Here is a 20,878-nt window from a genome sequence, read left to right on the forward strand (position 1 = left end):
CAGGCGCGGCGCGCGATCGCCCCGCCTGTAAGGTTCTTGCAAACGCACGCGGGCGCTTTACTCAGCCGCCTCGACCGGCGGCAGTTCGCCGAGCTGCTTCTTGGTCGAGGCCAACTCAACATTGAGGCCAAGCGAGCGCATTTCCTTCACCAGAACATTGAAGCTCTCGGGGATGCCCGATTCGAACGTGTCGTCGCCGCGCACGATCGATTCATAAACCTTGGTGCGGCCCGCGACGTCGTCCGATTTAACGGTCAGCATTTCCTGCAACGTGTATGCCGCGCCGTACGCCTCCAATGCCCAGACCTCCATTTCGCCGAAGCGCTGGCCGCCGAACTGCGCCTTGCCGCCGAGCGGTTGCTGCGTGACGAGACTATACGGGCCGATCGAGCGCGCATGGATCTTGTCGTCGACGAGATGGTGAAGCTTCAGCATGTAGATATAGCCGACCGTCACTTTACGATCGAAGGTCTCGCCGGTGCGGCCGTCATACAGCACCACCTGCCCCGACGAATCGTAATTGGCCATCTTCAGCATTTCGACGATGTCCTTCTCGCGCGCGCCGTCGAAGACCGGCGTCGCGATCGGGATGCCGCGGCGTAGATTCTCGCCAAGCTCGACGACATCCTTGTCGTCGAGCGACTGAATCGTCTCGTTGGCGCCGTAGATCTCCTTGAGCTTGGAGCGCAGCGGCTTCACATCGCCCTTGCGCATATAAAGGTTGACCGCCTCGCCGACCTGCTTGCCAAGGCCCGCGCAGGCCCAGCCAAGATGGGTCTCCAGGATCTGGCCGACATTCATGCGGCTCGGCACGCCCAACGGATTGAGCACGATATCCACTGGCGTTCCGTCCTCGAGGAACGGCATGTCTTCCTGCGGCACGATGCGCGAGACGACGCCCTTGTTGCCGTGGCGTCCCGCCATCTTGTCGCCGGGCTGGATCTTGCGCTTCACGGCGATGAAGACTTTGACCATCTTCATCACGCCGGGCGGCAATTCATCGCCGCGCTGCAGCTTCTCGACCTTGTCGAGGAAGCGGCTCTCCAACCCCTTCTTCGACTCGTCGTATTGCTTACGCATCTGCTCGAGTTCGGTCATGGTCTGGTCGCTCTCGAGAGCAAAATTCCACCATTGCGAACGCGGCAGTTCGTCGATCAGCGCGCGCGTCAGCACCTGATCCTTCTTGAACCCCTTGGGGCCGGACAAGGCGCGCTTGCCGATGAGCACTTCGGCGAGGCGCGCAAAGACGTTGCGGTCGAGAATCGCCAGTTCGTCGTCGCGATCCTTGGCGAGCCGTTCGATCTCTTCGCGCTCGATCGCCTGGGCGCGCTCGTCCTTATCCACGCCGTGGCGGTTGAACACGCGCACTTCGACGATCGTGCCCTGAACGCCAGGCGGGACGCGCAGCGACGTGTCGCGCACATCGGAAGCCTTCTCGCCGAAAATAGCGCGCAGCAGCTTCTCTTCCGGCGTCATCGGGCTCTCGCCCTTGGGCGTGATCTTACCCACCAGAATATCGCCCGCCACCACTTCGGCGCCGATATAAACGATGCCCGCTTCGTCGAGGTTTTTCAGCGCCTCTTCCGAAACGTTGGGAATGTCGCGCGTGATTTCCTCAGGCCCGAGCTTGGTGTCGCGGGCCATCGCCTCGAATTCCTCGATATGAATCGAGGTGAACACGTCGTCCTTGACGATGCGCTCGGAGAGGAGGATCGAATCCTCGAAATTGTAGCCGTTCCAGGGCATGAACGCGACGAGCACATTGCGTCCAAGCGCGAGATCGCCCAGATCCGTCGAAGGACCGTCGGCGATGATGTCGCCCTTGGCCACGATATCGCCGACGCGCACCAACGGCTTCTGGTTGATGCAGGTCGACTGGTTGGAGCGCTGGAACTTCATCAAGCGGTAGATATCGACGCCAGGCTTGGCGGCGTCGGTCTCGCCCGTGGCGCGCACGACGATACGGGTAGCGTCGATCTGGTCGACAATGCCCGCGCGGCGCGCGCCGATCGCGGCGCCCGAATCGCGCGCCACGATCGCTTCCATGCCGGTGCCGACCAGCGGCGCGTCCGAGCGCACCAGCGGCACGGCCTGACGCTGCATGTTCGAGCCCATCAGCGCGCGGTTCGCGTCGTCGTTCTCAAGGAACGGAATCAGCGCGGCGGCGACGGACACAAGCTGCTTGGGCGAGACTTCCATGAAATCGACGCGGTCGGGCGTCAAAAACACGACATCGCCCGCGTGACGGCAAACGATCAGGTCGCCGTTCAGCGTGCCGTCATCCTTCAGCGGCGTATCGGCCTGGGCGACGCTATATTTGCCCTCCTCCATCGCCGAGAGATAGACGACGTCCATCGTCACCTTGCCCTCTTTGACGCGGCGATAAGGCGTTTCGATAAAGCCGTATTTATTGACGCGGGCGAATGTCGCCAGCGAATTGATCAGGCCGATATTCGGGCCTTCGGGCGTCTCGATCGGGCAGATGCGGCCGTAATGCGTGGGATGCACGTCGCGCACTTCGAAGCCGGCGCGTTCACGCGTCAGGCCGCCCGGACCAAGCGCCGAGAGGCGGCGCTTGTGGGTGATCTCGGACAGCGGATTGGTCTGATCCATGAACTGGGAGAGCTGCGAGGAGCCGAAGAATTCGCGTACCGCCGCCGCCGCCGGTTTGGCGTTGATCAGATCCTGCGGCATGACCGTGTCGATTTCGACGGAAGACATGCGCTCCTTGATCGCGCGCTCCATGCGAAGCAGGCCGACGCGATATTGATTCTCCATCAATTCGCCGACCGACCGAACGCGGCGATTGCCGAGATGATCGATGTCGTCGATCTCGCCGCGACCATCGCGCAGATCGACCAGCGCCTTGACGACCGCCAGGATGTCCGCTTTGCGCAGCACGCGCACCGTGTCCTCGGCGTCGAGGTCGAGGCGCATATTCATCTTCACGCGGCCGACCGCCGAGAGATCGTAACGCTCGGAATCGAAAAACAGCGAGTTGAACATCGCCTCGGCGCTGTCGATCGTCGGCGGCTCGCCGGGGCGCATCACGCGATAGATGTCGAACAGCGCGTCTTCACGCGAATTGTTCTTGTCCACCTTCAACGTGTTGCGGATATAGGGGCCGATATTGATATGGTCGATGTCGAGAATCGGCAATTCGTCAAAACCCGCTTCGATGAGCGCAGCCAACGACTTATCCGTGATTTCATCGCCCGCCTCGGCGAAAATCTCGCCGGTCTGCGGATTGTAAAGATCGTCGGCTATATACTGGCCGTAAAGATCGACGTCGGCCGCGCGCAGCGCCTTGACGCCCTTTTCCACCAATTGGCGGGCTGTGCGGACCGTCAATTTCTTGCCGGTTTCGACCGCGACTTCGCCGGTGTCGGCGTCGATCAGGTCGACAGTGGCCTTAACGCCCTTCATGCGGTCGGCGTCGAACGGAACGCGCCAGCCGCTCTTGTCACGGGTGTAGACAACCTTCTTGTAGAAAGTCGACAGAATCTCTTCGCCGTCCATGCCGAGCGCATAGAGCAGCGAGGTCACAGGAATCTTGCGGCGCCGGTCAATGCGCGCATGCACAATGTCCTTGGCGTCGAATTCGATGTCGAGCCAGGAACCGCGATAAGGAATGATGCGCGCGGCGAACAGCAACTTGCCCGACGAATGGCTCTTGCCCTTGTCGTGATCGAAAAACACGCCGGGGCTGCGGTGCATCTGCGAAACGATGACGCGTTCAGTGCCGTTGACGACGAAGGTGCCGTTCGAGGTCATGAACGGCATGTCGCCCATATAGACGTCCTGCTCCTTGATGTCCTTGACCGATTTGGCGCCGGTCTCCGGGTCGACATCGAATACGATCAGGCGCAGCGTCACCTTGAGGGGCGCAGCATAGGTCATGCCGCGCTGGCGGCACTCGTCCACATCGTATTTGGGCGCTTCATATTCGTATTTGACGAATTCAAGCAGCGCGGTCTGCGCGAAATCGGAGATCGGGAACACCGATTTGAAAACAGACTGCAAGCCCTCGTCGGCGCGACCGCCCTTGGGCGCATCGACGATCAGAAATTGGTCATAGGACGCCTTCTGAACCTCAATGAGATTCGGCATTTCCGCGATTTCTTTGATGTGACCAAAGAACTTGCGAACACGCTTGCGGCCTGTGAATGTCTGCGCCATGTCGCTCCTCGATATTGCTAGCCGTCAAACCATTGGTCTCAAAGGTCTGCGGGCGCCGCGCCCCTTCGGGATAGGGCAAGCGGGTCGGGGCTTTCCGCCCCAAAAACCTCATCGCGTCACCGCCGCGATCTCCAGATAAATCGCCCCGCTCGCCTCTTCGGCTTGCCGGAACGACTGAACGGCCCCGGGCCAATGGCCCGAGACCGTCCTTGTTCAAATGCGGACCCCTAGAGGTCCGCAACGCATCACTTGAGCTCGACCTTGGCGCCAGCCTTTTCAAGGGCGGCCTTGATCTTCGCGGCTTCTTCCTTGCCAACGCCCTCTTTGACGGTCTTGGGAGCGCCCTCGACCAGATCCTTGGCTTCCTTGAGGCCAAGAGCGGTGATGGCGCGCACTTCCTTGATGACTTCGATCTTCTTGTCGCCGGCGGCGGTCAGAATGACCGAAAATTCGGTCTGTTCCTCAACCGGAGCCGCGGCGGCGGCGGCAGGACCGGCGGCGACCGCGACAGCGGCGGCGGCCGAAACGCCCCATTTGCTTTCCAGAAGTTTGGCAAGCTCAGCCGCCTCAAGGACGGTCAAGCTCGACAATTCGTCGACGATTTTTTCCAAATTGGCCATGTCTTTAATCCCTATATGGTTCGAACCATAGTGTTTGTGAAGAGCCTCTGATCAGGCTGCGTCTTTTGAGGCATAGGCCCCGAACACGCGCGCGAGCTTGGCGGCCGGCGCGGTGGAGAGTTGGGCGAGCTTGGTCGCCGGCGCCTGCAACAGGCCCAGCAATTTGGCGCGCAACTCGTCGAGGGAGGGCAGAGTCGCGAGCGACTTGATCCCATCGACATTCAGAGCGGTCTTGCCCATGGCGCCGCCCAGGAGAACGAATTTCTCGTAATCCTTGGCGAAGGCCACGGCGACCTTCGGCGCCGCCACCGGATCGTCCGAATAGGCGATCAGGGCCGGCCCCTTGAGAAGGGAGCCGACAGAAGCGACGTCCGTGCCTTCGAGAGCAATCTTGGCAAGGCGGTTTTTGGCGACCTGAACGCGCGCGCCCGCCAGCTTCATCTGCTTGCGCAAATTCTGCATCTGGGCGACCGTCAGGCCGGAGTAGTGGGCCACGACCACGACAGAAGTCTTCGAAAAGACTTCATGAAGCGTCGCAACGGCCTCTTTTTTCTCCGCTCTATCCACGGTGCTATCTCCGGTTGGCGGGGCATCCCCGCCTACTGCACATGCCGCGCCGCGTCCCAAGGAACGCGCCGCAGCGACTTGCGCCTGTCCCCGGAGCCGGGCGATAAGCCCGCCACCGGACAGAAGGTTCGAACCGAAACCACCGAACCGCCGCAAGGACGGTTCAGCAAAAACCCGGTCTTCCCCGTCTATGCTGGCCCCCTTGGCCCCGCCGGGCGGCGGGAGGGAATTAAGCGGCTTCCCACGAAAGTGAGTCGCGCGCGCCGGCAGTCTCGGACAGGACATGGCCGGACGAGACACAGGGCATGGCCCCGGGTCCTCCGGCCTATCCACCGCTCTCCCCCGTGAAAATCCAATTGCTTGGAATGAACCCGGGCGATGCGGAAGCCAAAATTGTCATTAGGGTCGCATTGCGCCGCCGACCCCGAACGGGTTGTTTATCCTGCCCGGACCCTTCTGCCAAGGGGGTCGCGAGAGATTTCTGCATGAGCGCGCGCACAAGCCGCCGCAGGGTGGCGCGCGACATTGACATAGGCGATCTAACCTCTTGTTTCAATGTTCTATCTTGCCTCTGACATTCCGGTGGTCATTCCTTAGGAAATAGCTGTTAGCTCTGCGCCGACGCCCTTTTTCCCACGCACTGCGCGAAACCGGAGCCTGAGCTTGACCGCCGAAGCATGGACGCTGGGGCTGACCGACGCGGCGTTGGATGCCGTGAAGTTCAGGCGCGCCTTTGCGTCGGCTTTCCTGGCGGCCGTTCTGATCGCCGGCCTTGCGGTCCGCATCCTGGTCGCCAATGATCCGCTCTGGATCGACGAAATATGGTCGATCCAGAATCTCGCCCCGCTGACCCATTTCTGGCAGGTCTTTTGGGGCGTTTCGCACGACAACAATCATTTCCTCAATTCGCTCTGGCTTTATTTTACGGCCAGCCCGACCGCCAATGCGCTCGTCCTGCGCGCGCCGGCCGTTGCGATGAGCGTGGCGACGATTCCGCTGATGGCCAGGCTCGGCGCACGCCATAGCCCTGCCGCCGCCATGGCCGCCGGGGCGCTGATGGCGGCGTCCTATTTCTTCGTCGACTATGGAGCGGTGGCGCGCGGCTATGCCGGCGCCGCGCTGGCGCTGGTCATCGCCTTCGACGCGCTCGAGCGCGCAATCCCCGAACCGGCTTCGCCGCAACGCTTCGCGCTGGCCGCCGCCGCCGGCATTGGCGCGCTCTGCCATCTGGCGATCGCGCCGGCGATCGGCCTCTACGCGCTGATTTGTCTGGGCGAACAGAAGCGAAGGCTGGGCGGATGGGGGGCTGCGCTCGCCGCGACCTTCCGCATCTTCTGGCCGAGCCTGCTCGCCCTGCTGCCGGCGCTGGCCTTTGTCGTCGCGGGCGCTTTTGTCATGGGCGGCTTCACCATCGGCAAGATCGACGCTTACGATCCGGCGCTCGCGCTGAAGGCCATGATGATGACGGTCTTCTCGACGCTCGGCCTGCCGGTCGCAACCCCCCTCCTCTTCCTCGCGATCGCCTGCCCGCTGGCGATCGTCGCCGCCTTGCGTTCGGGACTGATATCGGCTGACCGGCGCATCGCCTATGCGATCATTCTCCTGGCGCTGCCGGCCTCCGTTTTCCTGTTGCAACCGCCAAACTCCGATGTCCCCCGCTATTACCTGATTTGCGCCTTGTTCCTGATCCTGCTGGTCGCCGAAGTCTTCGGCGGGCTCTGGCGCGTGGGCGGCTGGCGGCGCTTTGCCGCTCTGCTGGCGCTAGCGGCCATGCTCACCGGCAGCGCAAACTTGCTGGTTCGCCAGCAGGAATCGATGGAAGGCGCCTGGCCGAACGCGCTCGCGGCGATCGCCGCTTCGGATGCGACGGACATCGCCACGACATTCGATTCCAATTTCGACAAGTTCATCGTCTTCTTCAATGAGAGCCATTCGCCGAAGCTGACGCTGATCGCGCAAGACCAATGGTGCGCCAGGAATCCGCAATGGCTGGTTACCGATTTCTCGCATCTGCCGATGCCGCCGGAAATGGCGCTTGAGGCGAACGGCTGCCGCCTGCGCTTCGATCTCCAAAGCGCCTATGCGGCGGGCGGCTTCGCCCCGACGGCCTGGGCGCTGTACCGGCTGCGCCGCGCCGGCGAGGCGTCGCCCCATGGATAGGCCACACGCGCCCTCGAGCGCCAGGAAACAGCGATGACGATCACCCAGGCGGGCGCCGAGCGCCGCGCAGGCTCTTTTGCCGATTTCGCCGGCGTATCGTCCGGCTTCCTCATCGCGGCGATCGTCATCGCCGGCGCCGCGCTGCGCCTCGCCTGCGCTGGCGGCCCCTTGCTGATCGACGAAATGGTGTCGATGGAGCTCATCCGGCCGCTGACGCATTTCTGGGATGTGTTGTGGGGCGTATCGCACGACAATAATCATTTCCTCAACTCGCTTTGGCTCTATGGCGTCGCCAGCCCGCAGGCCGGGCCGTTTCTGCTGCGAGCGCCCTCGATCCTGTTCGGATCCGCGCTCATCGGCGTCATGGCGGTCGTCGGCCGCCGCTCCAGCCCGGCGACGGCCGTGATCGCCGCCGCCCTCACCGCCTGCTCCTATTTCTTCTTCGATTACAGCATCGAGGCGCGCGGCTATGCCGGCTTTGCGCTCGCCTTCGCCATCGCTTTCGACGCGACCGAACGCGCGATCGCCGATCCCCAATCGCGGGCGCGCTACACGCTCGCCGCCGCCGCGGCCTTCGGAACCTTCGCGCATCTGGCGATGTTTCCCGCCCTCGCGCTGCTGGGGCTTGGCGGCGCGGCGGCGTTGTGGCGGCGCAACCAGGCGATCGGGCCGACGATCGACGCCGCGATCCGCGTTTTCCTCCCCGCCGCATTGGCCGCGACGCCCGCGCTCGCCTGCGTCCTGGCGGGCGTCCATAACATCGGCTGGTTCAAGATCGGCGCCGCTTTGCCTTTTGACGCGGCGCTCGCCGCCAACGCGCTCGCGGTGGCGGTCAACACGACCTTCGGCGTCCCCGGCGCCATTCCGGCCGCCGCCGTCCCCATCGCCGCCGCCGCCTTGACCCTCGCGGCGACGCTCGCCCTGATCCTCGCAGCGCTGGCGAGCCCGGCGATCGCGCCCGACCGGAAGATCCTCTATGCGATGATCGTTCTCGGCCTGCCCGCCATGGTCTTTGCCGCGCGGCCGGTCAATGTCCACATCCCACGCTACTACCTGATCATTCCGCTCACGCTTGTCCTGCTGCTTGCCGATCTCATCGGCGCATGGTGGAACGCCGGCGGACCGCGGCGCGTCGCCGCGGGCCTCGCCCTGCTCGCGATCTTCGCCGGCGACGCCGCGCAGATCGCGCGGTTCCAGGCCGCGCAGGCCCATCCCTGGACCGACGCTTTCGCGATCATCGCCGCCTCGCCGCATCCGGTCGTCGCCACCGATTTCGAGGACCGGATCGGCATATTCAGGCGCTATTACAACCTGCGCGAGCGGACGCATATCGAGACGGTCGCCGAACGCGAGATCTGCGAGACGAATCCCGATTGGCTGCTGACCTGGTCGAACGGCGACGAAATCATCCCTGACAGGATCGAACTCGGCGAAGGCTGTCCCGTGACCTTTGCCCTGGCGGGCCGCTACGCCACCTGGGGCCTCGCCAAAGTCCCCTGGGCCCTCTATCGGCGCGACGGCGCGCCGGCGCCGGCCGCCGCCAAGCCATAAAAAAGCCCCGCGCCTGATGCGAAGCGCGGGGCCTTCAATCGCGAAACAGCGCGCTTTTGGCGCTTTTAAGCGCCGACGGCGCCCGCCGTCGTGATCGTCGAGAGGTCGAGCTTGACGCCCGGCCCCATCGTCGAAGAAATCGCGGCGCGCTGCAGATAGGTCCCCTTCGACCCCGCCGGCTTGGCCTTGGCGACCGCGTCGACGAAGGCGCGGATGTTCTGGGCGAGCTGGGCTTCGCCGAACGAAGCCTTGCCGACCGAACCCTGGATGATGCCAGCCTTCTCAACACGGAACTCGACCGCCCCGCCCTTGGAGGCCTTGACCGCCGCGGTGACGTCCGTCGTCACGGTGCCGACCTTCGGGTTCGGCATCAGGCCGCGCGGGCCCAAAACCTTACCGAGGCGGCCGACCAGCGGCATCATGTCCGGCGTCGCAATGCAGCGATCGAAATCGATCTGGCCGCCATTGACGATGGCCACCAGATCCTCGGCCCCGACGATATCGGCGCCCGCCGCCGTGGCCTCATCGGCCTTGGCGCCGCGCGCGAACACCGCGACGCGCAGGACGCGGCCGGTGCCGTTGGGCAGATTGACGACGCCGCGCACCATCTGGTCCGCATGCTTGGGGTCGACGCCCAGATTAAGGGCGAGTTCGACCGTCTCGTCGAATTTGGCGGTGGCGCGCTCTTTGACCAGCTTCACCGCGTCATCGAGCTTGTAGAGCTTGACGCGCTCGACGCTCTCGCGCGCCTTGACGATTCTCTTGCCTGAATGTGCCATGATTTACCCCACCACCTCGAGGCCCATCGAACGGGCGGAGCCTTCGATCATGGCCATCGCGGCCTCGACCGTTGCGCAATTGAGATCGGGCATTTTCTTTTCCGCGATCTCGCGAACCTGCGCCTTCGTCACCTTGCCGACAAAGCCGCGGCCCGGCGTCTTGGAGCCGGAAGCCGGCTTCTTGCCGATCTTCAGGCCCGCCGCCTTCTTGAGGAAGAAGGTGACCGGCGCATTGCGCATTTCGAAGGTGAAGGAGCGGTCCTGATAGGCGGTGATGACGACCGGAATCGGCGTGCCCTTCTCGATCTGCGCGGTGCGCGCATTGAAGGCCTTGCAGAATTCCATGATGTTCAAGCCGCGCTGTCCGAGCGCGGGACCGATCGGCGGCGACGGATTGGCGGCGCCCGCCGGCACCTGCAGTTTGACGTAACCTGTTATTTTCTTAGCCATGAATGCTGCTCCAATGGCGGCGCCTGCGCAGCCCGAGGGACCGCGTCGACGCCAGTTGCAGTTGCGTGGTGCGAGCGTCGACCCCGGCTGGCGACCGGGCGCTCTCCCACGCGCGAGGCGCGGGTGCTAACAGGTTTGTCCCGAAGGCGCAACCGCGTGGGGCTCACGGCGTGGGAGATGATTGGACCTCTTGGCGATTGAAGCGAGATTGTCCGAGCTCATGACATATGAGACGCCTATGCGAGGCGGAGCGAGGCGCGAGAGGAATTCGAAGTCAACGCCGTGTCCGAGTTCATCTCCTATGAGACGATCAACGGAGGCGGAATTATCCATTGTTTGCTTGGCGGAGCGGCGCGCGGAAGGAATTCGAAGTCAAGGATCGCCTTTAGGCGACTGCCTCCGGCGGCGGCCCGAAGGGCCGTCCTTGAGTTCGAATTCCTTCCGCGCATAATCGCCTCCATGCAATCAATGGATAGGCGGCGCTGAGACCAGCGCCAGTCTCACATGCGTCTGAACCAAGATAAGCGCCGTTTTTCAAACAACGACCGCCGGAATCGCCAAATTTCCGCAAGGTTTTTCAGGCGCGATTCAACAAAATCAATAGTTTGCAAGAGAAAAAACGAAAAAAATCAACGCGGTGAAAAATCGGGCGCAGCGGCCGCCTGCAGACGCTGCAGCCATTCCCCCGCCCCCGTCGCCGCCGTGGCGGCCTCCCCCGCCCTCGCCGCCTCCTCAGCGACGGCGGCCGCCGCCGCGGCCTCCCGCGCCCTTTGGTCGTCAGCGCGCTGCACCAGATCGGCGAGCTTGGCGTCGAATTTGGCCGCGTCGTCTTCGTCCACCATCGCCATCCCCCTCCCCGCGGTGCGATATTTGTCGATCCGGTCGAGCACTTTGATCAGGCAATGGACGGCGCGCAGATCGCCGTCCGCCACTTTGGCCGCCGCCAGCCGCAGCGCCGGATCGAGCCGGGCGACCTGCATGCGCAAATAATCGGGACCCGTATCGAACACGCGGCGCTCGATGCTCTGGGCGACGATCTGGCGGATGCGTTGGCGCGTCAGCCCCTCGGCCTCGGCGATCTCCTCATGGGTCAGGCCGTCCTGCACTTGCCTGAAAATCCGCCGCCGGCGCAATTCGCGCTCATGGGCGTTCATCTGCGGTTTGCGGCGCGGGGCTTGTCGGGCGGGTTCGTTCATGGCTGGGGGCTCCTGCTTAATGGAAAACAAGAAGGAATGATAGCATAAATATTGATTTTCAGAAAGACATTGCCGCGCCTAACCGCCATTTGCGGGCGGCCGCCGCCACGACCGCCACCTTTCGGCCCATGTTGAACGCGTCGCGACATCGCCTACCCGCGCCCGGCGCAGGCTTTTCACCGTTCTGGGCGCATATTTCGCGCTAATTCCGTCCTCACGCGCCGCCGCCACGCCCACGGAATCAGGGGTCGGTTCCGATTTACGGCTTACGGCGACGCTTCACTTAACCTACGCGTTAAATCATAAATAGGAATGGGGTGAGCGATCATCGCGACACCAAACGCAGAAATCGCTTTCTCACCCAACTAGCCGTGTCTCACTTTCGGGGCGCACGCCACACCTGTCGCCATAATGCTGGTTGAGCAGAGGCCGGCGCCGCGGGTTGTTGCGCAATTCTGAACAGCGGCTGTTCAAATGGATCGCTTCCGATACGGAAGCTCTCGTGTTGAGATCATGCACTCATGTGCTTCGAAGCCTTGCGCCGCGAGGCCGATGCGCGAGGGGCGGGAAATGGAAAAGTCCCTCTCATCACGTCGTCACCATGTCATCGATCGCGGAGAAGGGGATGGGCGCCGATTTCGCTCTGAACGCTTTTGACGATTTGCAAGCCAGACCCTGGATCGGGCCTCGTTGGTTGCGCGCGCTGACCAAGCGCAGGGCTGGTTTCCATCCGACCTGGATCTTGGCGATTTTTCTCGTCTTCGGCGTCGCGGGCGCGATCGAGACGCCCGCAAAAGCCGATCAGTGGTCCGCGGTAATCACACATGGGTCGGGCACTTTTGTCGCAAGTGATTCTTGCTCGGCGGCGATCTACTCATCGATAAACTTCACCGGCGGCGTACCCGACCCTTATTTTTTCGGTTGCCAGCAAACTCAGACGACTATTGGCTCGGCGACTTTTTATGGAAACTGTTTTGGCGACCCCCTATTTTGCGACTACCTTGCGGAAGGATACTCGATATGGACCGGCTGTGATCCCGGCGACGTGTCTGCAAGCGGTGAAGGATGCGCGCGCGCCGTGCCGGCCTCCTCCGAAAGTTGTCAGTGCAAGAAGGGAGACCCGATCGACCTGCCCCTTGGCTATCTGACCGAGCATTTCGTCGACTACGAAACCTCAGGTCCATTCCCCCTCAAATTCGAGAGATATTATTCGAATAACGGCCGCCCCAGATTTACGACCTTCGGCCATACGACGCTGGGTAACGGCGGGTGGCGATCCAATTTCGATGCGACGATGTTCAATCCATATGGATCGGCAACATATCCGCACGCCCTGTATTTTTCATTGCCAAACGGGCGTCAATTGCTCTTCGTCGATTCAACCGGCGCCGGCAATTATGTTCCGGGACTCATTTCCGGCAGCGCTTCCGTCGCCGGCGGAAAAGGCGTTGGAGAAAGTCTTTCGCTCAACACGACGACTTCACAAATTACGCTGACGACAACGGATGGAGCCAATTACGTTTTCAGCCAGACGGGCGGCGCCCTCACCACGATTAATTTCAGGGGCGGATATTCACAATCGTTGACCTACTACACTTCCAATGTGAACTACGCTCCCACTTCCGGTTTGTTGTCGACAGTGACCGATAGCCTCGGACGCAGCCTGGGGTTTCAATACGACACCAACGGGCACCTCGCCGCCGTAACGGCCGGCGGCGCAAATGTGGCGACCTACACTTACGTCGGCAACCCCCAAGCCAATGCCCCCCTGGCTCCCTTTTTTACAGGCGGCATACCGCCAAACGTGAGCCAGATGACAGGAATGCTTGGCAGCGCGACGCTTCTGCCAGCTAACGAAACCTCATCTTACGCCTATGCCGACGCGAACAATCCTTATGCGCTGACCAGCTATACCGATGCGCGCGGCGTCGTCTATTCCACCTGGACTTACAACGCGCAGTTCCAAGCGATTTCGAGCGTGCTGGCTGGCCCGGTCGGGCAGACGACCATCGCTTACAATCCGACAAGCCAGACGACCACAACCACCAACGCTCTCGGCGAGCAGGAGGTTCTCACCTACTCGGTTTCCGCCAGTAACAATGCGTTGCCGACGCAGATTCAAAAACAGGCTGTCGGCTCCTTGCCGGTTTCCACGACGGCGTTCCAATATGATTCCAATGACTTTCTCTCTCAGATCACCGACGCTGAGGGGCGCATCACGAGCGATGTGAACGACCCGACCACCGGCCTGCCGACATCGATCACGCGCGGCTACGGAACTGCCGGAGCGTCGACCACGACTTATACATGGAACGATCAATGGCGCGTGCCGACACAGGTCGTCGAGCCGGGCCGCACCAGTGTCTACGCCTGGAGCGCGAGCGGGCAACTGACCTCGTCGACCGTGACCGATACGACGACGACGACAATCCCCTATTCGACCAACGGCCAGACCCGCACGCTGACCTACGCCTATGGCGCCAATAACCTGCTCGCCAGCGTCACCGGGCCGCTGGCGGGCGAGGTGGTGAGCTACACCTATAATTCCACTGGGTTCATCCAGACGATCACCGACGAACTCGGCCATGTCACCACGGTCACGGCGTGGAACAGCCTGGGCCAGCCGGCCTCGTTGACCGATCCTAACGGAATCGTGACGGACATCACCTATGACGGTGATGGCCGCGTCCTCACCATCGCGGTTGGCGTCGGATCGGACACGCCCGCCACCACGATCATCGCCTGGAGCGTGGCGGGCGACATCACCAAGATCACCGAGCCGAACGGCGCCTGGCAGGCCTTCGCCTATGACGACGCACGGCGGCTGACGACGGTCACCGATTCGCTCGGCAACGCCACTGCCTATGTCCGCGACGCGATGGGCAACGCCACGTCTGTGACGCTCGTCCGCGCGAATACGACGACCGCCTATGCGAAATCGCAGGTGTTCGACCAGCTCGGCCGGCTGTTCCAGTCGATCGGCGTCTCCAGCCAGACCTATGCCTTCGGCTATGACCGGACCGACAATGTCACCTCCGTCACGGACCCGCAGTCGAATGTGTTCTCCAACGGTTTTGACGCGCTGAACCGGCTGATCAGCCAGACCAACGAGGACGGCGCTATCGTCAACCTGACGCGCAACGGCGTCGACGACATCACCGCCTATCAGGACCCGCGCAATCTGACGACGAGCTATGTGCGCAACGGGTTCGGCGAAATCATCCAGGAGGCCTCGCCGGACCGGGGAACCCTCGTCTATCAGCGCGACGCGCGCGGGCAGGTCATTCAGCGCACCGACGCGCGCGGCGTGAGCTTCACTTACACCTACGATCTGGCGGGGCGCATTCTCGGCGAACAGAACTTTGCGCAGGCCAGCGACAATGTCTGGTATGTCTATGATCAACCCGCCGCGGGGAGTTATCCGATCGGCCGGCTGACGACGGCCTTCGATTCAGCCGGACAATTGCAGCGCACCTACGATCAGCAGGGCTACCTCTCGCAAGAGTCGCGCCTGACCGGTTCGGCGCCCTGGCTCAGCGTCGGCTTCACCCATGATCTCTCGGGCAACCTGATCCAGATGGCGCTGCCGTCCGGGCGGCAGATCAATTGGATCCGCGACGGGCAGGGACGCGTCAACGAAATCGCGATCCAGGGGGGCGCTGGCTTTCCCAACTGGACCGACGTCGCCAATCCGGTCGCGTTCAATCCCTATGGCCATGTCGCTTCGCTGAGCTTCGGCAACGGCCTCGTTGGAACCTATGGCGTCGACACCGACTATCACGTGACTTCGGTTGAAGTCGCGCCCGCCAGCGGGCCGGCCCTGATCAACCGCGCGCTCTCCTGGACTGGCGAGGAGCTGACGTCCATTACTGACGCCGTGACGCCGGCCGATAGCGAGGCTTTCACCTATACGCCGAGCCATCGGCTGGCTTCGGCGAGCGGCGCCTATGGTTCGCTGGCCTGGACCTATGATGCCGTCGGCAATCGCGCGACGCAGGTCGCAGCTTCCGCGACGCAGACCTACGCCTATCCCATGAGTTCGAACCAGCTTGCGAGCATTGCGCAGACCGGCGCGGCGACGCGCAGTTTTGCGTATGACGCTTCAGGCAATCGCGCCAGCGATACGACCGGCGCCAGCGTTCTCAACGCCGGATACGACGGCCACGGCCATCTCGCGACGTTCCAGAACGGTTCGACGACGGACGGGACTTACGCCTATGACGCCTTCTCGCGCCTCGTCCAGCGCGTGGTGAGCAGCGGCGGCCCGGCCGGGACGACGCAATATCTCTACGACGAATCCGGCCATGTCATCGTCGAGACCGACGGCAATGGTGTCAGTTTACGCGAATATATCTGGCTCGATGACCTACCGGTGGCGATCATCGACCAGGTCAACACCGCGAGCCCGATCCTCTACTACGTCCACGCCGACCACCTCAACCGCCCGATCATGGTCACCGACAGCACCGGCGCCAGCGTCTGGCAGGCCGTCTGGACGCCGTTCGGCGCGCCGCTGTCGATCACGGGGACGCTGACCTACGACGCGCGCTTTCCCGGGCAATGGTTCCAGATCGAGAACGGGTTGAACTGGAACTGGAACCGGCATTACGATCCGACGACGGGGAGGTACGTGCAGGTCGATCCGTTAGGGCTGACGACACTGCTCAGTGACGGGCCTAGCGTCTACGGATATGCGGGGCAGGCTCCACTCGGGTGGACGGATCCAAGGGGGTTATGTGTTGAAGACTTGTGTATTGGTGAAACGGCGATCGGGGTTGGGGTTGCCACTTGGATTTGGACGCATTTTCGCAGGCCGTCGGACCCGCCGATCCCACCGGGCGATGGGAGCAAATGTGGAGACGATGATCATTGTTACAGACAATATGATAACGATATGAAGTATTGTGGCGAGCGGTATAGTTTTTCAAGCTCCGCTTATGGCGGTTGCACTACCAGAGCTGCCACCAACCTCGACTTGTGTTTGAGAGGATTGCCGCAGATACCCGTTTGGAAAGATCCCGACGTGGACGGCGTACCGCTTCCGAAGCCTCCCGGAAGAAGGAAGTAGCTGATGGCTCGATTGGATCGCGTCAAGATTGTCTCTGAACTGAATCGTCTGCGAAAGCCACCAAGAAGAGACGATGCGGAGAAGTCGCTTGGAGTGGTTTGGTTGCGAGACATGTTATTTCATCTGTCAGACCCTGAAGATAGATATTTCGTGTATCATACCCTAGGCGTCGAACTGCGAATATTGGGTGACGTTGCGGGCGCCTTGGAGTGTGGCAGGATTAGATTGGCTGAGTTCGGCGATATCGTTTCGCGCGGCGTTTTCGCGCGAGCGCTTTTGGATCTAGACCGTCATCTGGACGCCATTGAGGAATTTAAAAAAGCGTTTCACCTGGCTGCAGAAAGCGGCGAACTTATCAATTACACTTTTGGGGAGCTTATGCGAGCGGCGGTGAGCGTCGTGGATGTCGAAACGATAGACTCCGTCTCTCAAGAGTTCCTCGCGTTGAAGTTGGGAAAATCAACCGATGATTGCCAGTTGGAGATGGACTGGATGGACGCGGCGGAAGCTCTGGGCGTTCGCCCAGAGTTAATCAACGAACTTCGTCACCGCGCAGGTGGTAACTCCTAAAGTGTGTGAGTCTCAGCCAGAGTTTCCCAGCCGGCCTGGTCCAGCGTTGGGGGCAAGTTCAACGGAGGCCATGTCACTCAATTAGCCTGTCTCACTTGCGGGGTGCACTCCAGCCCTGTCACAGAAATTACCGTGTCTCACCTACGGGGTGCAGTCCACGCCCGTATTTAACTAATTAGAAAGCAGATAGCAGAAGGCGCGTTATAAGGTAAAGACGGGCGTGTCACCGTAATTCCTTTCCCGGGCAATGGTTCCAGATCGAGAACGGGTTGAACTGGAACTGGAACCGGCATTACGATCCGACGACGGGGAGGTATGTGCAGGTTGATCCGTTGTCGACGCAAATGCGCGATCAGACTCAGGCGGGCGCGCTCGCGGGCGCGGGAGGCTTCGCTGGCAATCTTGTGCGTGGCTTCAATGATGCGCTCTCGCGCTCCGCGTTAGGACAGGTCAACGCCACGATTCGCGGTGCGGCGCTGCCGACCGCGCCAACCATAGCGGACGATCTGCTTGAACCACTCGGCGATCCGACGAGGGGTAATTTCCTTGCCAATGCGGTCTTCCCTGATGGACCAAGCCGATATGGCTATGCGCAGCAGGCGCCGCTGGCCAAGTTTGATCGAAGTGGATTGGCTACGAATTATACCCCGGCTCCACGAAACCCGGACATAAAACAATGCCTCGTTACTCCGGAAGGACCTGGCGAGCCCGAATGCAGGATTATCTTGGCTTTGTGTCGTGAACAATGCTTTGATTTATTGACTGGAGCGCCGGACGTGGGTCCATATCGGCTATGTGTTCGTGAATGTATGGCGGGATACGGCTGTCATGATTTTTAAGGATTTTAGTTATGGAACTGAGAGACGCGCAACTATTGATGAAATCTCTCGATTTGCTTGTAGAGCAATCGAACATTCCATTACGGGTTGCCAATGATTATTGCACCGATGAATATCATAAATGTGTTGTTAAAATCTGCGTCGCTCTCATTGACGAGGTGGATTATGCTGTTAGGCCAAAATTAATTAGAGATTTCCCTGAACTAAAAAATTGGGGCGTTCGCTGATAATTTAGTGAAATTACGGTGATGGGGTTGGACTGCGCCCCGACGGCATCAAGCGTGCCAAGATGGATGTTGTCGAGACCCCATGTGAACAATTACGGTGACACGCCCGTATTTAACTAATTAGAAAGCAGATAGCAGAAGGCGCGTTATAAGGTAAAGACGGGCGTGTCACCGTAATTCTCAATTGGAACTGGAACAGGCATTATGATCCGAGCACGGGGAGGTATGTGCAACCGGACCCGACCGGATTCGCTGATGGGCCGAGTGTTTATGCATATGCCAAGAGTTCCCCCCAAGTGTGGATCGATCCACAAGGCTCGGTGGTCAACGATCCGAGGACTCCGAAAGAACAGCAATTAAGCAATACACTAGGAGAAAATACGGACCAACAGGATATCGAGGATGGGCGGCCCGTAGATCCGATGAAGTTACCTCCGCCGGGGATTCCGGGAGGTCCTTGGGGGCCTGCACCGGGCCAACTGCCTGGTGACTTTTATGGTCCTAAACAGCCTAGCGGGCCGCAGCCGTTTTGCAGGTATGTGCCCCCCGAAGGTCAAGGCGGTCCCCCTGGCTCAATCGGGTATTGGAAAACCCTAATCGGACCAGGAAAATGGCAGCGCTGGGATTCTGAGGCGAACCCGATTACACCTGAACAAGCTCATCCTTGACGGTGATGACACTTGGCGGAGTTCTTATTTCTGAACACAATAGCCGTGCTGTAATAATATAAATTAAGCTCATCAAATTTAGTTCATTGCGTGAGAGGGAATAGACCTATGACCAATGAAATATCGGAATATGAGGCATATATAAACGCCAGATCTCGTCTCCTAGACCTATTGAAAACTCTCTGTGATAAAGATATAATTTATTTCAATATAGCGTGGGAAATTAAAGATGATGCATATAGAGACGCAAGTATCATGTTAAATCTTGAAAAGCTGAAATTATCTCCCGAGCAACGTGCGGGGATCGTAAAGCTCATAGAAATGTTGAAATTAATACCCAGTACGGCGGTAAACGTAGCCAATGAGCCGGAAATACAAGTTGGCGCCATGCGCCATCCGAGTTGGAGCTCCCTGCGCACGTACGCTCCCGATCTTATCCGCCTTCTCAGCGCAGAGAATAAGCACACCTTGTGAGGACGACGGACGGGACTTACGCCTATGACGCCTTCTCGCGCCTCGTCCAGCGCGTGGTCAGCAATGTCGGCCCCGCGGGGACGACGCAATATCTCTATGACGAATCCGGCCATGTCATCGTCGAGACCGACGGCGCCGGCAATTCCTTGCGCGAATATATCTGGCTGGACGATTTACCCGTCGCGATCATCGACCAGGTCAACACCGCCAGCCCGGTCCTCTACTACGTCCACGCCGACCACCTCAACCGCCCGATCATGGTCACCGACAGCACCGGCGCCAGCGTCTGGCAGGCGATCTGGACCCCCTTCGGCGCGCCGCAGGCGATCACGGGGACGCTGACCTATGACGCGCGGTTTCCGGGCCAATGGTTCCAGATCGAGAGCGGGTTGAACTGGAACTGGAACCGGCATTATGATCCGAGCACAGGGAGGTATGTGCAGGTCGATCCTGTGGGGTTAGCAACATTGCTCAGCGACCGACCGAGCGTTTATGCGTACGCCAGAAGCTCGCCCAACGTGTGGGTCGATCCCAGCGGAAATGATCCTGTTGCGCCTTACAATCCACCTGACCCGAGCATACCAGGCGGTCCTTGGAAATGGTCGCCAGACGAGGGAAATTCGCGAGGCGGAGCCTATACGGACCCGAACGGGAACATCGCCAGTTGGGATAGAGAAGGTAAACATTGGGATTGCGACGATCCAACTGGGAAACGCCAGCGTTACAGTTGGCGAGGGGCGCCGCTTGATCCTAATGAGGCCCATAACCCTGGACCGTATACCCCGACATGGCCGCCATTGAGAGGGCCAGCGGTACCGCCTCTCATTCCTTCGGTTGTTTGTTCGGTCATGCCGGAGGTGTGCGGCGGTGGAACCTAAATCGAAAAGCAACAGCCGCCTCATACAGGTCGATGAAATGTTTGCTCGCGCGATTGGGGATGATCGCATCAAGGATATTGAATCGTTCAAGAAATTATATATTGGCGCGAGAAATTTTGATTTGAAGTGGGAGCAAAATATAGCGTACTATTCGTTTGCAAAAAAGATTGCGGAATTGTTTAGAGGGACGTTGCGATACGTTCAATTCCACGAACGTGGAATTTGGCCATCGTCGGAGAATAGATATTTATTTAGCGCATTGTGCGATTATTGTCTTGGCAACGGTAAGTTTACTTTCGGAGACGCTCTTGAAGTTGCAAAACACGATGACGAGACCCTGATCTCATTTCTACAGCTTGCTCTTCAATTTGGGTGGGGTGGAGTGATATTATGCGATTCTCGGCATTGGTTTTATTTTAGCCACGACTCTTGGGGATGCTTGGGCAGCCCGGACGATGTGGCAACGACATTCCAGAGCCTTCATGGCGTACAAATCGCAAGACCACCCGGGTACCCAGGTTTGGGTTTGGGGAGCTAGCAAAGTAAAGCCGTAGTGCCGTTGGACGGGCGAGGAGCTGACGTCGATCACCGACGCCGTGACGCCGGCCAATAGCGAGGCCTTCACCTATACCATCGTCTGGCTTCGGCGAGC

15 protein-coding genes are annotated in these 20,878 nt (G+C 60.5%); 9 read left to right on the forward strand and 6 right to left on the reverse strand.

Annotated features, from left to right (window positions below):
- Positions 1-57 precede the first annotated feature (57 nt).
- The 3 genes from rpoB to rplJ all read right to left on the reverse strand — a co-directional run bounded on the left by rpoB (position 58) and on the right by rplJ (position 5,366).
- The gene (rpoB, locus tag GSQ90_RS03315; protein WP_158813280.1) at positions 58-4,179 is read right to left on the reverse strand and encodes a DNA-directed RNA polymerase subunit beta; all 4,122 of its coding nucleotides are present in this window, start codon (positions 4,177-4,179) and stop codon (positions 58-60) included.
- A 245-nt stretch (positions 4,180-4,424) separates the two neighbouring features.
- Positions 4,425-4,799 carry a 50S ribosomal protein L7/L12 gene (gene rplL / locus GSQ90_RS03320; RefSeq protein WP_158813282.1) on the reverse strand — a complete coding sequence of 125 codons (375 nt, stop codon included), beginning with the start codon at positions 4,797-4,799 and terminating at the stop codon, positions 4,425-4,427.
- Between the two features lie 51 nt (positions 4,800-4,850).
- Positions 4,851-5,366: a 50S ribosomal protein L10 gene (gene rplJ / locus GSQ90_RS03325; RefSeq protein WP_158813284.1), complete on the reverse strand. Its 516-nt coding sequence runs from the start codon at positions 5,364-5,366 to the stop codon at positions 4,851-4,853.
- 663 nt (positions 5,367-6,029) lie between these two features.
- On the opposite strand from rplJ, the gene GSQ90_RS03330 reads away from it, so the two are divergent.
- Positions 6,030-7,526 carry a hypothetical protein gene (locus tag GSQ90_RS03330; protein WP_158813286.1) on the forward strand — a complete coding sequence of 499 codons (1,497 nt, stop codon included), beginning with the start codon at positions 6,030-6,032 and terminating at the stop codon, positions 7,524-7,526.
- Positions 7,527-7,559: 33 nt separating this feature from the next.
- Positions 7,560-9,077 (forward strand): hypothetical protein, encoded by a 1,518-nt coding sequence (locus GSQ90_RS03335; protein ID WP_158813288.1) that lies wholly within the window; start codon positions 7,560-7,562, stop codon positions 9,075-9,077.
- A 65-nt stretch (positions 9,078-9,142) separates the two neighbouring features.
- Here the strand turns inward: GSQ90_RS03335 and rplA are convergent, their stop codons facing one another.
- The 3 genes from rplA to GSQ90_RS03350 form a co-directional block, all read right to left on the reverse strand.
- Positions 9,143-9,856 carry a 50S ribosomal protein L1 gene (gene rplA / locus GSQ90_RS03340; protein ID WP_158813290.1) on the reverse strand — a complete coding sequence of 238 codons (714 nt, stop codon included), beginning with the start codon at positions 9,854-9,856 and terminating at the stop codon, positions 9,143-9,145.
- A gap of 3 nt (positions 9,857-9,859) precedes the next feature.
- Entirely contained in the window at positions 9,860-10,306 is a 447-nt protein-coding gene (gene rplK / locus GSQ90_RS03345) for a 50S ribosomal protein L11 (RefSeq protein ID WP_158813292.1), read from the reverse strand.
- A gap of 629 nt (positions 10,307-10,935) precedes the next feature.
- Positions 10,936-11,502 carry a hypothetical protein gene (locus tag GSQ90_RS03350; RefSeq protein WP_158813294.1) on the reverse strand — a complete coding sequence of 189 codons (567 nt, stop codon included), beginning with the start codon at positions 11,500-11,502 and terminating at the stop codon, positions 10,936-10,938.
- 1,078 nt (positions 11,503-12,580) lie between these two features.
- On the opposite strand from GSQ90_RS03350, the gene GSQ90_RS03355 reads away from it, so the two are divergent.
- The 7 genes from GSQ90_RS03355 to GSQ90_RS03385 all read left to right on the forward strand — a co-directional run bounded on the left by GSQ90_RS03355 (position 12,581) and on the right by GSQ90_RS03385 (position 20,764).
- Positions 12,581-16,570, forward strand: a complete 3,990-nt coding sequence (locus GSQ90_RS03355; RefSeq protein ID WP_158813296.1) for an RHS repeat-associated core domain-containing protein — start codon at positions 12,581-12,583, stop codon at positions 16,568-16,570.
- Between the two features lie 3 nt (positions 16,571-16,573).
- Positions 16,574-17,140, forward strand: a complete 567-nt coding sequence (locus GSQ90_RS03360) for a hypothetical protein (protein ID WP_158813298.1) — start codon at positions 16,574-16,576, stop codon at positions 17,138-17,140.
- A 269-nt stretch (positions 17,141-17,409) separates the two neighbouring features.
- Entirely contained in the window at positions 17,410-17,979 is a 570-nt protein-coding gene (locus tag GSQ90_RS03365) for a hypothetical protein (RefSeq protein WP_158813300.1), read from the forward strand.
- A 403-nt stretch (positions 17,980-18,382) separates the two neighbouring features.
- Positions 18,383-18,874 (forward strand): RHS repeat-associated core domain-containing protein, encoded by a 492-nt coding sequence (locus GSQ90_RS32805; RefSeq protein WP_158814203.1) that lies wholly within the window; start codon positions 18,383-18,385, stop codon positions 18,872-18,874.
- A 108-nt stretch (positions 18,875-18,982) separates the two neighbouring features.
- Entirely contained in the window at positions 18,983-19,348 is a 366-nt protein-coding gene (locus GSQ90_RS03375; protein ID WP_158813302.1) for a hypothetical protein, read from the forward strand.
- Positions 19,345-20,226 carry an RHS repeat-associated core domain-containing protein gene (locus GSQ90_RS03380; RefSeq protein ID WP_158813304.1) on the forward strand — a complete coding sequence of 294 codons (882 nt, stop codon included), beginning with the start codon at positions 19,345-19,347 and terminating at the stop codon, positions 20,224-20,226. Before GSQ90_RS03375 ends, GSQ90_RS03380 begins: the two co-directional genes overlap by 4 nt.
- Positions 20,216-20,764, forward strand: a complete 549-nt coding sequence (locus GSQ90_RS03385; RefSeq protein WP_158813306.1) for a hypothetical protein — start codon at positions 20,216-20,218, stop codon at positions 20,762-20,764. The genes GSQ90_RS03380 and GSQ90_RS03385 overlap by 11 nt, the downstream gene beginning before the upstream one ends.
- Positions 20,765-20,878: the final 114 nt, after the last annotated feature.

Origin of the sequence: Methylocapsa sp. S129, from assembly GCF_009765995.1 — a bacterium.
Classification (GTDB): Bacteria; Pseudomonadota; Alphaproteobacteria; order Rhizobiales; family Beijerinckiaceae; genus Roseiarcus.